This window comes from Mycobacterium asiaticum DSM 44297, assembly GCF_000613245.1.
Taxonomy (GTDB): Bacteria; Actinomycetota; Actinomycetes; order Mycobacteriales; family Mycobacteriaceae; genus Mycobacterium; species Mycobacterium asiaticum.
Genome location: NZ_HG964938.1, coordinates 1,047,656 through 1,060,560, shown reverse-complemented (window position 1 = coordinate 1,060,560; position 12,905 = coordinate 1,047,656). Strand labels below are relative to the sequence as shown.

The 12,905-nt window shown below is 65.2% G+C and carries 14 protein-coding genes; 3 read left to right on the top strand and 11 right to left on the bottom strand.

Annotated elements, in window-relative coordinates; all coding sequences use genetic code 11:
• From BN972_RS30615 to BN972_RS23890, 4 genes are all read right to left on the bottom strand, one after another.
• Positions 1-183 (bottom strand): hypothetical protein (locus tag BN972_RS30615; RefSeq protein ID WP_235192557.1); only part of this gene is annotated, 183 nt, incomplete at its 3' end.
• An 81-nt stretch (positions 184-264) separates the two neighbouring features.
• Entirely contained in the window at positions 265-1,311 is a 1,047-nt protein-coding gene (gene dmpG / locus BN972_RS23900) for a 4-hydroxy-2-oxovalerate aldolase (RefSeq protein WP_036363302.1), read from the bottom strand.
• Positions 1,308-2,222 (bottom strand): acetaldehyde dehydrogenase (acetylating), encoded by a 915-nt coding sequence (locus tag BN972_RS23895; protein WP_036363301.1) that lies wholly within the window; start codon positions 2,220-2,222, stop codon positions 1,308-1,310. Before BN972_RS23895 ends, dmpG begins: the two co-directional genes overlap by 4 nt.
• 46 nt (positions 2,223-2,268) lie before the next feature.
• The gene (locus BN972_RS23890) at positions 2,269-3,054 is read right to left on the bottom strand and encodes a 2-keto-4-pentenoate hydratase (protein ID WP_036363299.1); all 786 of its coding nucleotides are present in this window, start codon (positions 3,052-3,054) and stop codon (positions 2,269-2,271) included.
• Between the two features lie 72 nt (positions 3,055-3,126).
• On the opposite strand from BN972_RS23890, the gene kstD reads away from it, so the two are divergent.
• Positions 3,127-4,809 (top strand): 3-oxosteroid 1-dehydrogenase, encoded by a 1,683-nt coding sequence (gene kstD, locus BN972_RS23885; RefSeq protein WP_036363913.1) that lies wholly within the window; start codon positions 3,127-3,129, stop codon positions 4,807-4,809.
• Positions 4,809-5,669 (top strand): MaoC/PaaZ C-terminal domain-containing protein, encoded by an 861-nt coding sequence (locus BN972_RS23880; RefSeq protein ID WP_036363297.1) that lies wholly within the window; start codon positions 4,809-4,811, stop codon positions 5,667-5,669. Before kstD ends, BN972_RS23880 begins: the two co-directional genes overlap by 1 nt.
• Positions 5,670-5,766: 97 nt before the next feature.
• Here BN972_RS23880 and BN972_RS23875 read toward each other — a convergent pair whose 3' ends face one another.
• A complete protein-coding gene (locus BN972_RS23875; RefSeq protein ID WP_036363295.1) occupies positions 5,767-6,612 on the bottom strand; it encodes a hypothetical protein in 846 nt (281 codons plus the stop codon).
• A 155-nt stretch (positions 6,613-6,767) separates the two neighbouring features.
• A complete protein-coding gene (cynS, locus tag BN972_RS23870; protein WP_036363910.1) occupies positions 6,768-7,238 on the bottom strand; it encodes a cyanase in 471 nt (156 codons plus the stop codon).
• A 108-nt stretch (positions 7,239-7,346) separates the two neighbouring features.
• Between cynS and cynR the strand changes: the two genes are divergently transcribed.
• A complete protein-coding gene (cynR, locus tag BN972_RS23865; RefSeq protein WP_036363293.1) occupies positions 7,347-8,234 on the top strand; it encodes a transcriptional regulator CynR in 888 nt (295 codons plus the stop codon).
• Here cynR and BN972_RS23860 read toward each other — a convergent pair whose 3' ends face one another.
• Genes BN972_RS23860 through BN972_RS23840 form a run of 5 tightly spaced genes read right to left on the bottom strand, consistent with a single transcriptional unit; the run spans position 8,235 to position 12,904 of the window.
• Positions 8,235-9,392 carry a lipid-transfer protein gene (locus tag BN972_RS23860; protein WP_036363292.1) on the bottom strand — a complete coding sequence of 386 codons (1,158 nt, stop codon included), beginning with the start codon at positions 9,390-9,392 and terminating at the stop codon, positions 8,235-8,237. It abuts the gene before it with no gap.
• Positions 9,392-9,793 (bottom strand): MaoC family dehydratase, encoded by a 402-nt coding sequence (locus tag BN972_RS23855; protein WP_036363907.1) that lies wholly within the window; start codon positions 9,791-9,793, stop codon positions 9,392-9,394. Before BN972_RS23855 ends, BN972_RS23860 begins: the two co-directional genes overlap by 1 nt.
• Positions 9,790-10,740, bottom strand: coding sequence for a bifunctional MaoC family dehydratase N-terminal/OB-fold nucleic acid binding domain-containing protein (locus tag BN972_RS23850; RefSeq protein WP_036363291.1), 951 nt, complete (start codon positions 10,738-10,740; stop codon positions 9,790-9,792). The genes BN972_RS23855 and BN972_RS23850 overlap by 4 nt, the downstream gene beginning before the upstream one ends.
• Complete coding sequence (fadE29, locus tag BN972_RS23845) at positions 10,737-11,900, bottom strand: acyl-CoA dehydrogenase FadE29 (RefSeq protein ID WP_036363289.1); 1,164 nt, start codon at positions 11,898-11,900, stop codon at positions 10,737-10,739. The genes BN972_RS23850 and fadE29 overlap by 4 nt, the downstream gene beginning before the upstream one ends.
• Positions 11,900-12,904 (bottom strand): acyl-CoA dehydrogenase family protein, encoded by a 1,005-nt coding sequence (locus BN972_RS23840; RefSeq protein ID WP_036363904.1) that lies wholly within the window; start codon positions 12,902-12,904, stop codon positions 11,900-11,902. The genes fadE29 and BN972_RS23840 overlap by 1 nt, the downstream gene beginning before the upstream one ends.
• Between the last annotated feature and the right edge of the window lies 1 nt (position 12,905).

The window sequence follows — 12,905 nt, the reverse complement described above, 5'->3', positions numbered from 1 at the left end:
CGCCCGCCACCGCCGCCGCCACCGCCTGCCCGCCACCGCCGCCACCGCCGCCACCGCCTGGCTTTGGCGGTTGCGACTAGGTGTGCCGACGCCGAGGGCAGAAACACTCAGCGGGTTATTGGCAAGCAGGCAAACAGCGATAGCCAGGGCTAAGACCGCTGCTATCCGCTTCTTCTTCATCATCCACCCCGTGGGAACCTAGAGGCCCCGACCTATCCAGCTATCTTACGCCGCTGCCTCACAGGCAGCGCCGCACGCTCGACGCTACTTGGGCGCTACCGCCCCATTCTCCTGCTCACGCTTGATTTCCAAAGCGATGTCGATCAGCTGATCTTCCTGACCGCCGATGAGTTTGCGCTGGCCCGCGCGGTGCAGCAGCTGGTGAGCCGGCACGCCATAGCGCTCGGACTGGCGGATAGCGTGCTTGAGGAAGCTGGAGTAAACGCCCGAGTACCCCATGATCAGGGCGTTCCGGTCCAGCAAGCATTCGGCAGGCATCGCCGGACGGACCACGTCCTCCGCGGCGTCGGCAATGTCGAAGAAGTCGATACCCGTCTTGACGCCGATCTTGTCGAACACCCCGATCAGCGCTTCCACCGGCGCGTTACCGGCCCCGGCGCCGAACCGGCGCACGCTGCCGTCGATCTGCTTGGCACCGGCGCGCACCGCCTCGACCGAGTTGGCGACGCCCAGACCAAGGTTCTCGTGCCCGTGGAAGCCGACCTCGGCGTCCGAGCCCAACTCGGCGACCAGCGCCGCGACCCGGTCGGCGACGCCGTCGAGAACCAGCGCGCCGGCGGAGTCGACGACGTAGACGCACTGGCAACCTGCGTCCGCCATGATGCGAGCCTGCGCGGCCAGCTTCTCCGGCGGGATGGTGTGGGCCATCATCAGGAACCCGACGGTCTCCAGGCCAAGCTCGCGGGCCAGCCCAAAGTGCTGAATCGAGACGTCAGCCTCGGTGCAGTGGGTGGCTATGCGGCAGATGGACCCGCCGTTGTCCTGCGCCTGCTTGATGTCTTCCTTGGTGCCGACGCCCGGCAGCATCAGGAAGGCAATCCTGGCGTCGCGCGCCGTCTCGGCGGCGAGCTTGATCAGTTCCTGATCAGGCGTTTTGGAGAACCCGTAATTGAACGACGAGCCGCCCAACCCATCCCCGTGCGTCACCTCGATCACCGGAACCCCGGCTGCGTCGATCGCCGTCACGATCGCCCGCACTTCGTCCTTGGTGAACTGGTGCCGCTTGTGGTGCGACCCATCGCGCAGCGAGGTGTCGGTGATCCGCACATCCCAAATTGAGGGTGAAGTCATCGTGCGCCTCCCGTCACGGCCAGCGTCTCCTTGGCGATCTCCTCGCCCACTTTGGTCGCGGCCGCGGTCATGATGTCCAGGTTGCCCGCGTACGGCGGCAGGTAATCGCCGGCGCCCTCCACCTCGACGAATGTGGTGACCAGGGCTTGGCCGCCGGAATTGATCGACGGTTCGTCGAACTGCGGCTCGTTGAGCAGCCGGTACCCGGGCACATAGGTTTGCACCTCGGCCACCACCTCGTGAATGGACTTGGCGATCGCATCGCGGTCGGCGTCCTCGGGGATGGCGCAGAAGATGGTGTCGCGCATGATCATCGGTGGGTCGGCCGGATTGAGGATGATGATGGCCTTACCGCGGGCCGCGCCGCCGATCGTCTCGACTCCACGCGACGTGGTCTTGGTGAACTCGTCGATATTCGCCCTGGTGCCGGGGCCTGCAGAGACCGAAGCGACGGACGCCACGATCTCCGCATACGGGACGTCGACCACCCGGGACACGGCGTAGACGATCGGGATGGTCGCTTGTCCGCCGCAGGTGATCATGTTGACGTTCGGCGCGTCGAGGTGTTCGCGCAGGTTGGCCGGTGGAATGACCGCCGGTCCGACCGCCGCAGGCGTCAGGTCGATGGCGCGGATCCCGGCCGCCTCGTACTTGGGTGCCGCGTCCTTGTGCACGTAGGCGCTGGTCGCCTCGAACACCAGGTCGGGCTTCTCCGGCTGTTCCAGCAACCAGTCGGCGCCCTTGTGGCTGGTCTCCAGCCCGAGCTTGCGGGCCCGCGCCAGGCCTTCGCTCTCCGGGTCGATGCCCACCATCCAGCGCGGTTCCAGCCAGTCCGACCGCAGCAGCTTGTAGAGCAGATCAGTGCTGATGTTGCCCGATCCGACGATGGCAACACTGGCCTTGTCCGGCATGTGAACGCTCCTTACCCGATGGCCACCGCGTGACCTATTCAAAGACTTATTCAAACGCCAAATGAACGGCACCCAGCCCCGCGAAGTCGGCGACGAATTCGTCGCCCGCCCGCGCGTCAACGGCGAAGGTGCACGATCCGGGTAACACGATGTCACCCTTTTTCAGGCGCACGCCAAAACTTTCCACCTTGCGGGACAGCCATGCCACCGCGGTGACCGGGTTTCCCAGCACAGCGTCGCTCCGGCCCTCGGCGATCAACTCCCCGTTGCGGGTCAGCTTGGCGTCGATCCCCTTGACGTCGATATCGGCCGGCGACACCCGAGCGGCGCCCAGGACGAAGCCCGCCGACGACGCGTTGTCCGCGATGGTGTCGCAGATCTTGATCTGCCAGTCCTTGATCCGGGTGTCAATCAGCTCGATCGACGGGACCAGGGCCTCGGTCGCGGCAAGCACGTCCTCCTCGGTGCACTCCGCGCCGGGCAGGTCCGCCGACAGGATGAAGCCCACCTCGACCTCCACCCGCGGCAACAGGTAGCGCGACGTCGGCACCGCGACGTCCTCGAACACCTGCATGTCGTCGAGCAGGTGCCCGTAGTCGGGTTCGTTGACGCCCATCATCTGCTGCATCACCTTGGACGACAGGCCCACCTTGTGCCCGACTACCCGGGCTCCTTCGGCGACGCGCTGCCGGATATTGATCAGCTGGATCTCGTAGGCGTCGACGACGTCGATATCGGGGTAAGCGGCCGTCAACGGGGCGATCGGCTCGCGGCTCCGTTCGGCCTGCGCCAGCTCGGCGGCAAGCTCGTCGCGGGTCGCAACATCGAGCATTTGCCGAAGTCCCCTCGTTCTCGTGACCGGGCCAGTAGCGCCCGACCCGGGCAATTCTATAACGTGTTCTACATGACAGCACAGGAGTACGACGTCGTCGTGGTCGGGAGCGGCGGCGCCGGCATGGTGGCTGCCCTGACCGCCGCGCACCGCGGCCTCTCGACAGTAGTCATCGAGAAGGCGCCGCACTTCGGCGGCTCGACCGCCCGCTCGGGCGGCGGAGTGTGGATTCCCAACAACGAAGTCCTCGAGCGCGCCGGCGTGAAAGACACTCCCGAGGCGGCGCGCACCTATCTGCACGGCATCATCGGCGACGTCGTCGAGCCGGAGCGCATCGACACCTATTTGCAGCGCGGACCCGAGATGCTTTCGTTCGTGCTCAAGCACACCCCGCTGAAGATGTGCTGGGTGCCGCGCTACTCCGACTACTACCCGGAGGCGCCGGGCGGGCGGGCCGACGGACGTTCGATCGAGCCGAAGCCGTTCAACGCCCGCAAGCTGGGACCCGACGAGGCCGGCCTGGAACCTGCCTACGGCAAGGTCCCGCTGAACGTGGTTGTGATGCAACAGGACTACGTGCGCCTCAACTTGTTGAAGCGGCATCCCCGCGGCGTGCTGCGCAGCCTGAAGGTTGGTGCGCGGACCATGTGGGCTAAGTCGACCGGCAAGAACCTCGTCGGCATGGGCCGCGCGCTGATCGCGCCGCTGCGAATCGGGTTGCAGCAGGCCGGGGTTCCGGTCGTCCTCAACACGGCGCTGACCGATCTGCATGTCGAAGACGGCGTGGTGCGCGGGGTCTACGTGCGGGACGCCGCAGCTTCCGAATCCGCCGAGCCGCGCCTCATTCGAGCCCGGCGTGGCGTCATTCTGGCCTCCGGTGGGTTCGAGCACAACGAACAGATGCGGGTGAAGTATCAGCGCGCCCCCATCGGCACCGAGTGGACGGTCGGCGCGAAGGCGAACACCGGTGACGGCATTGCCGCAGGGGAAAAGCTGGGTGCAGCCCTGGATTTCATGGAGGACGCCTGGTGGATCCCGACGGTGCCCTTGGTGGGTGCGCCCTGGATCGCTCTGTCCGAACGCAATTCCCCGGGCGCGATTATGGTCAACATGTCGGGCAAGCGATTCATGAACGAGTCGCTGCCCTACGTCGAGGCCGGCCACCGTATGTACGGCGGCGAGTACGGCCAGGGTCCGGGACCGGGTGAGAACATCCCCGCCTGGCTGGTTTTCGACCAGCGCTACCGCGACCGCTATATTTTCGCGGGTCTGCAAGCGGGCCAACGCATCCCGCGCAAGTGGATGGAATCGGGCGTCATCATCCAGGCCGACACGCTGGAGGAGCTGGCCACCAAGGCCGGCCTGCCGGTGGAGGAGTTCACCAAGACGGTCACACGCTTCAACGAGTTCGCCAGGGCCGGGGTCGACCAGGACTTCCACCGCGGTGAGAGCGCCTACGACAAGTACTACGGTGACCCGACGAACAAGCCGAACCCAAACCTGGGTGAGCTCACCCACGCGCCGTACTACGCCGCCAAGATGGTGCCCGGCGATCTCGGCACCAAGGGCGGGATCCGCACCGATGTCCACGGTCGCGCCCTGCGCGACGACGGCAGTGTCATCGAAGGGCTCTACGCCGCTGGCAATGCCAGCGCCCCGGTGATGGGACACACCTATCCGGGACCCGGCGGCACCATCGGACCGGCCATGACGTTCGGGTATCTGGCAGCACTGCACATCGCGGGGGCTCGGTAATGCCGATTGATGTCGAGGTCGCTCTCGCCGCCGAGCTTGATCCGATCGAATTCTCCTGGACCAGTAGCGATATCCAGCTCTACCACCTTGGCCTGGGTGCCGGTGCGGACCCGTTGGACCCGCGCGAACTGCGTTACCTCATCGACGACACACCGCAGGTTTTGCCCACCTTCGGCAATGTCGCCGCGTCGTTCCACATGACGACGCCGCCCACCGTCCAGTTCCCCGGCATCGACATCGAACTGAGCAAGGTGCTGCACGCATCCGAGCGAGTGGAAGTGCCGGGGCCGCTGCCACCTTCGGGATCGGGTAAGGCCGTCACCCGGTTCACCGACATCTGGGACAAGGGCAAGGCCGCGGTGATCTGGAGCGAGACGACGGTGACGGCACCCGACGGCACGCTGTTGTGGACGCAACGGCGGTCGATCTTCGCCCGCGGGGAGGGCGGCTTCGGCGGGGAGCGCGGACCCTCGGGGTCGGACGCCGCCCCGGACCGGGCGCCAGACCTGGAACTGGCGGTGCCGATCCTGCCGCAGCAGGCGCTGCTGTACCGCCTGTGCGGTGACCGCAACCCGCTGCACTCGGATCCTGAATTTGCCGCTGCAGCAGGCTTTCCCGCGCCGATCCTGCACGGGCTCTGCACCTACGGCATGACCTGCAAGGCGATCACCGATGCGCTGCTGGACGGGGATGCCGGGGCCGTGTCGGCCTACGGCGCGCGGTTTGCGGGCGTGGCGTATCCCGGGGAGACGCTACAGGTCAATGTCTGGAAGGAAGACGGCCGTTTTCTGGCCGGAGTGGTTGCACCCGCACGCGACAACGCCGTTGTATTGAGTGGCGTCGAACTGATCCCGGCCTAGCGCCCCGCCGCCCTAACGCCCGCCGCCCTAACGCCCGCCGCCGCGCCATTTTTCGCCGAGCGCCACGCCAGCGTGGCTCTCGCCGTCGAACGCCACGCTAGCGTGACGCTCGGTCGACAAGCGCCTCTCGTACCCGGCGGATGATCGCCTCGGGCCGATCCTCCGCGACCACTCGGATATCGATCCAGCCTTGGCGCTTTATCTTCTCTTGTCGGCGGAGGTCCCAGGTGTATCGCCGCTTATCGGTTCGATGCTGTTCGCCGTCGTATTCGGCGGCTACTTTGAGCTCTTCCCAACCCATGTCGAGATACGCGAACGCCTCTCCGAACTCGTCACAAACCGGAATCTGCGTCTGGGGACGTGGCAACCCGGCCCGAACCAGCAGCAGCCTCAGCCAGGTCTCCTTCGGCGACTGTGACCCGCCGTCGGCAAGATCGAGCGCAATCCCCGCCTTCCGGATCCCGCGACGGCCGGGATATCGCTCAGCGAGTAGCGCCACTTCGGTGGGCTTCAAGTCCGTCGCCGACAGCAAGGCATCGAGTCTGGCCACTGCGTCGTCGGTGGGATACCAGCAGCCCAAGTCGAGTGCCGTTCGCGCCGGAGTCGTCACCGGAACCCCGTCCAGCCAAACGATCTCGTCATCCTCGATGCGATCACCCCGGACCTTGATTCCCGGCATTGGATTTCGATTGGTGTGCAGAATGTCCATCGGCGCGCCCGGTTCGACCCACTTCGCACCGTGTACGGCGCTGGCGGTCAGACCCGCGACAATGCCGCGCCGTCTCGACCACAACCATGCCGCTCTCGCAAGCACTTCGGGTGTCAACTCGGCATGCTTTACGACGTAGACGTCGCGAAGCAGCCTGTCGTACCGCGTCCGAAGTGCGCTCTTGACGAGATCCCCTTTGGCAACGGCTTCACTGCCGATAAATGGCTGCGCCACGACGGCACCGTCGCACGGAGCACGACGGCCGTCACATCACCGGATGCCGGCTATCCACAGCGTCACGCTAGCGTGACGCTCGACGTCGACAGCCACGCTAGCGTGACGCTCGGCGGTCTGGCGGGCGGTCTGGCGTGACGCTCAGCGGAACGACCTCAGAAAGGCTTGACGGGCAAGTACTTTCCGTTGAGCGTGATCACCGCGCGCTCGCCACCTTCGGGGTCAGGCACCTTGGCCACGTCGAGCTTGAAGTTGATGCCGCTGATGATGCCGTCGCCGAATTGCTCGTGGATTATCGCCTTGAGCGTGGTCCCGTAGGTTTGGATCATCTCGTAGAGCCGGTAGATGGTCGGGTCGCTAGGCACGCCGCCAGGGATGCTGCCCCGCATAGGGATCGTTTGCAGCAGCCTCGCCGCGTCATCGCCGAGGCCAAGCAGGTCGGCGACGGCAGCGGCGGCCTTCTTCGGCAGCGCGTGTTGACCGAGCACGGCGGCAGTGGTGAAAACAACGGATAGACCGGCTGCGTCGGCAATCTCTTGCCATGTCAGGTCTTTGGCGATCTTCGCGTCGACCGCGGCAACGGCGAGACGTTGGCGTGCCACCGGGTCCAGTTGTGCGTGAGACATCGGATTTCCTTCCTGTGCGGGGGTACGCACTCACCCTGCCTGATCAGCTGTCATAGTGTCCAAGTCGAACTTGTGATGGCCATGATTGGTTTCATCTATAGTTAATACATGCAGCCGGAACTGCGTCATCTCCGATACCTGCAAGCCGTGGCCATCCACGCAAACTTCACTCGCGCGGCTCAGGCCCTGCACGTATCGCAACCCACTCTGTCCCAACAGATCCAGCAGCTCGAGCGCGCCATCGGTGCCCAACTGCTCGATCGCACCGGCCGCTCGGTGCGCCTCACCGATGCCGGTCAGGCCTACCTCGAACACGCTCACCGGGCACTCCAAGAACTCGCCGCCGGACAACGGGCGGTGCATGACGTAACCGACCTCTCGCGTGGCCATCTCCGGCTTGCCTTTACCCCCACCTTCACCGCCTACCTTGTGGCACCACTTATCGCCGAACTGCACAAGCACCATCCCGGCATCACTGTGACAGTTCGGGAAATGAGTCAGGACAGCATGGAAGGCCAACTCTTGGCCGACGAACTCGACCTCGGCATCGCCTTCGATCAACCGCACCGGCAAGGAATCGCCGCCACAACGCTTTTCACCGAAACGCTCATCGTCGTCGCCGGCGCGTCCAACCCGGTCAGACGACTCACTAGCAAATCCGTCGAGCACCAGCCGCTGGCCCTGATCACCACCGATTTCGCCACCCGCGGTCATATCGACGCATATTTTGCCGAACACCGGATCACACCGCGAATCAGCTTGGAAGCCAACTCGATTCAGGCGCTCATCGAGATAGTCCGGCACACGCCGCTGGTCACCGTGCTGCCCGACGCAATCGCCCACCACCCGCAGCTCCGCCCGGTAACACTCCAGCCGCCCCTACCGACGCGAACCGTCACACTGCTCACCCACGAGGGCACCTACCAAACCGCCGCCACTCGAGCATTCACGCACCTCATCCGCGAGTACGTGTCGCAGACCATGCCGCGGCCGTAACTACCCGAGAATGAGTCCCGACGTCGGCACACCCGTGCCCGCGGTCACCAGCACGTGCTCGACATCGGGCACCGGGTTCACCGAAGTGCCGCGCAATTGCCTTACGCCCTCGGCGATTCCGTTCATACCGTGGATATAGGCCTCACCGAGCTGGCCGCCGTGCGTGTTGATCGGCAATCGTCCACCCACCTCGATCGCACCGTCGGCGACAAACTCCTTGGCCTCACCGCGGTCGCAGAAGCCCAACTCCTCCAACTGAATCAGCGTGAACGGCGTGAAGTGGTCATAAAGCACCGCCGTCTGGATATCGGCCGGCGACAGCCCCGACTGCGCCCAAAGCTGTTGTCCCACCAAACCCATTTCAGGCAGCCCGAGTTCGGGCCGGTAGTAGCTGACCATCGTGTACTGGTCGGGGCTCGATCCCTGTGCCGCCGCCTCGATGACGGCCGGGCGGTGCTTGAGGTCCCGCGCCCGCTCCACCGACGTCACCACGATCGCCACCGCGCCGTCGGTCTCCTGGCAGCAGTCCAGCAGCCGCAGCGGCTCGGCGATCCATCGCGAATTCTGATGGTCCTCAATGGTTATCGGCTTCTCGTAGAAGTACGCCTTGGGATTCTTGGCGGCATGCTTGCGGTCGGCCACCGATACCGCGCCAAAGTCACGGCTCGAAGCCCCGGACCAGTGCATGTAGCGCCGGGCGATCATCGCCACCTGCGCGGCCGGCGTCGAGAGCCCATGCGGATAGGAGAACGAGTTGTCTACCCCGGTCGAGTCGGCATTCTCGGTCAGCCGGGTCTGCACTTGACCGAACCGCATCCCCGACCGCTCGTTGAACGCGCGATACGCCACGACCACATCGGCCACCCCGGTGGCGACGGCAATAGCGGCCTGCTGCACCGTCGCACACGCCGCGCCGCCGCCGTAGTGGATCTTGGAGAAGAACTTCAGGTCACCGATACCGGCGGCACGCGCCACCGCGATCTCGGTGTTGGTATCCATGGTGAAGGTGGTCAGGCCGTCGACATCGGCCGGCGTCAACCCCGCGTCGTCCAACGCGTCAAGCACCGCTTCGGCGGCCAGCCGCAACTCGCTGCGACCGGAGTTCTTCGAGAAGTCGGTGGCACCGATCCCGACAATGGCGGCCTTACCCGACAGCACTACGAACCCCCAAGAGTCAACGTCACCGTAGCGATCACGTGATTGCCAAGGCTGTTGGCGCCCACCACCTTCACCGTGATCAAACCGTCCTCGACAGCGGTCACCTCACCGGAGAAGGTCACCGTGTCGTAGGCGTACCACGGCACGCCGAGCCGCAGCCCGATCGACTTGATCAACGCCGACGGACCTGCCCAGTCGGTGATGTACCGCTGCACCAGCCCGGTGTCGGTCAAAATATTGACGAAGATGTCCTTGGAGCCTTTGGCCTGCGCCAAGTCGCGGTCGTGGTGCACATCCTGAAAATCTCTGGTAGCCAGGGCCGTCGAAATGATGAAGGTCGGGGTTCCTTCGAGCTTCAGCTCGGGTAGCTGCAAACCCGGCTCTATGACAGGTGCACTCATGCTTCCGGCTCCCACGCGTACAGGGTCCACTCCGGCCCGGAATCACCGGCCGGAAAGTCGATATACGTTGCCCGCACCGGCATTCCGATCTCGATGGCAGCCGGGTCGACGCCCCGCAACTCGCCCAGCATCCGCACACCCTCCTCCAGCTCCACCAGAGCGATCACGAACGGCAAGGTGCGGCCCGGCACCTTGGGCGCATGGTGCACCACGAAACTGAACACCGTGCCGCGACCACTGGCCACCTCATACTCGATGGGTGTCGCGGGGTCCTGCCAGATCGCCGGCACCGGCGGGTGCTGCAACGTACCGTCGGCAAGCTTCTGGATGCGCAACTCGTGCGCGTTGACCCCTTCCCAGAAGAACGCGGTGTCCCGGGACGAGGCCGGGCGCATCAAGGCGTCAGCATCCAGGTCCTCCGGCACCGCAGCACCCGCGGACGACGCGGCCGGCTTGAACTTGAGGATGCGCCAATTCATCTCGGCTACATCCTCGTCACCCACCCGCCAGGTGATGAGTTGGTTGATGAAGTAGCCCTCACCGAGCGCGGTCTGCTTGGGCCCCACCACATCGCGCATCTCCGAAACGATGCTTACCTGCTCACCGGGCCGCAGATAGCGGTGGTAGGTCTGCTCACAGTTGGTCGCAACCACGCCGACGTATCCCGCGTCGTCGAACAGTTGCATGATCGGGCCCATGGGATCGTCGGTAGGGCGCTCGCCGCCCTGACCGAACATCGTCCACACCTGAATCATGGCCGGCGGGGCCACGATCCCAGGATGACCGGCAGCCTTGGCCGCCGCTTCGTCCACATAAATCGGATTGCGGTCGCCCAGCGCTTCGACCCAGTTATTGATGATCGGCTGGTTCACCGGATCCCGCGCTTCGCGCGGCTTGGCGACGACCGTCGCGATTACCTCTGCGATGGCCTCTTGCAGTTCGCTCATCGAGGCACCCTCGGCACCTTCAGGCCGGCGGCGGCGATCATCTCACGCATGACTTCGTTGACGCCCCCACCGAAGGTGATCACCAGATTGCGCTTGGTCTGGGAGTCCAGCCACTCGAGCAACTCCGCGGTTTCCGGCTCGGCTGGGTTGCCGTACTTGCCGACGATCTCCTCGGCGAGCCGCCCGATGTACTGAATCTTCTCGGTGCCAAAGACTTTCGTCGACGCCGCATCGGCGACGTTGATGTCCTCGCCCGCGGCGGCGACCTGCCAGTTCAGCAACTCGTTGACCCGCCACATCGAGTAGATCTCGCCGAGCGCGCGTTTGACGTCCTGGTGATCGATCGGTGTCACACCGTCGCCACCGGGCTTGGATGCCCACGCGTGCACGCGGTCGTAGATGCCCGCGGTGCGCCCGGCCGGCCCGAGCATCACCCGCTCGTTATTGAGCTGCGTGGTGATCAACCGCCAGCCGCCGTTCTCCTCGCCCACCAACATGTCGGCCGGCACCCGCACGTCGTTGTAATAGGTGGCGTTGGTGTGGTGGGCACCGTCGGACAGGATGATCGGCGTCCAGGAGTAACCGGGGTCCTTAGTGTCGACAATCAGAATTGAAATGCCTTTGTGCTTCACGGCTTCGGAGTCCGTGCGGCAGGCGAGCCAGATGTAGTCGGCGTCGTGCGCGCCGGTGGTGAAGATCTTCTGCCCGTTGACGATGTACTCGTCGCCGTGCCGCACGGCCGTCGTCCGCAACGATGCCAGGTCGGTGCCCGCGTCCGGCTCGGTGTAGCCGATCGCAAAGTGCACCTCACCGGCCAGGATCGCCGGCAGGAACTTCTTCTTCTGCAACTCGCTGCCGAACTGCTGCAGCACCGGACCTACCGTCTGCAGCGTGACCGCGGGCAGCGGCACGTCGGCCCGGTGCGCCTCGTTGACGAAGATCGACTGCTCAATCGGCCCAAATCCCAGACCGCCGTACTCTTTTGGCCACCCGACACCGAGCTTGCCGTCTTTGCCCATCCGGCGGATCACCGCGCGGTAGGCCTCGTTGTGACGGTCCTGCTCCATCGCCTTCGCCTCATCGGACGAAATCAGATTCGAGAAGTATTCCCGTAGCTCCGCCTGCAGCTGACGCTGCTCCGGAGTCAAGTCGATGAACATCAGACTCCCACCAAATCGAGACGATGCGAAGGCCCGCCCAACAGCCGGGTCAGGTCCTTGATCGTGGAGTAGTACCGGTGCATCGGATAGGTGATATCCATGCCCATCCCGCCGTGCAGGTGGTGACAGATCTGCATCACCGGCGGCGCCTGCGAGGCCAGCCAGTATCCGAGCACATCCAGGTCGGAGTCGGCATCCCGGCCCTCGGCCAGCTTCCAGATCACCGCCTTGGCCGCCAAATTAATTGTGCGCGAAGCGATGTAGACCTCCGCCAACTGCGCCGCGACCGTCTGAAATGTCGACAGCGGCTTGCCGAACTGCTTGCGGTTGGCGACGTAGTCCGCGGTCAGTCGCAGCGCCCCAGCCACCAGGCCGTCCGCGTACGCGCCGATCATGGCCAGGGCCAACTGATTCACCCGGGCCGGTGCGGCACCGGCCAGGACGTCGGACTCCGGGACCGCAACCTCGTCGAATGTCACCGAGTACTCGTCGGAACCATTCGAGGTCGGCGTCCGGACCAGTTGCACGCCTTCGGTTTTCGGTGATGCCACCACCACCGCGGTGTCGGCAGTCACCAGGATCCAATCCGCGGTTTCGGCGTACCCGACGCCGACCTTCACGCCCGACAACCGGCCGCCACTGAACGTCACCGCCGGCCGATCGGGCAGCGCCCGGCCGGGTTCGTTGAGCGCGGCGGTCAGCACCCCGCCCTTGGCGACCCCGGCCAGAAAGCGGTCCTGTTGCTGGTCGGATGCGAGATCGAGCAACGGCACCACACCGAAACCGAGGGTGGCCAGCGCCTCGGTGATGGCGCCATACCGCCCGACCTCGGTCAGCACCGTTCCCACTTCCGAAAGCCCTACCCCGTCACCGCCGAGGCGTTCGGGCACCGCCAGAGCCGCAACACCACCGTCGGCCAGGGCTTTCCAGGTCAGGTCACGCTGCATGACCGACGTGACGACGTCGGCGACGGCCTCTTGCTCTGCGGAGAGATCGAAGTCCATC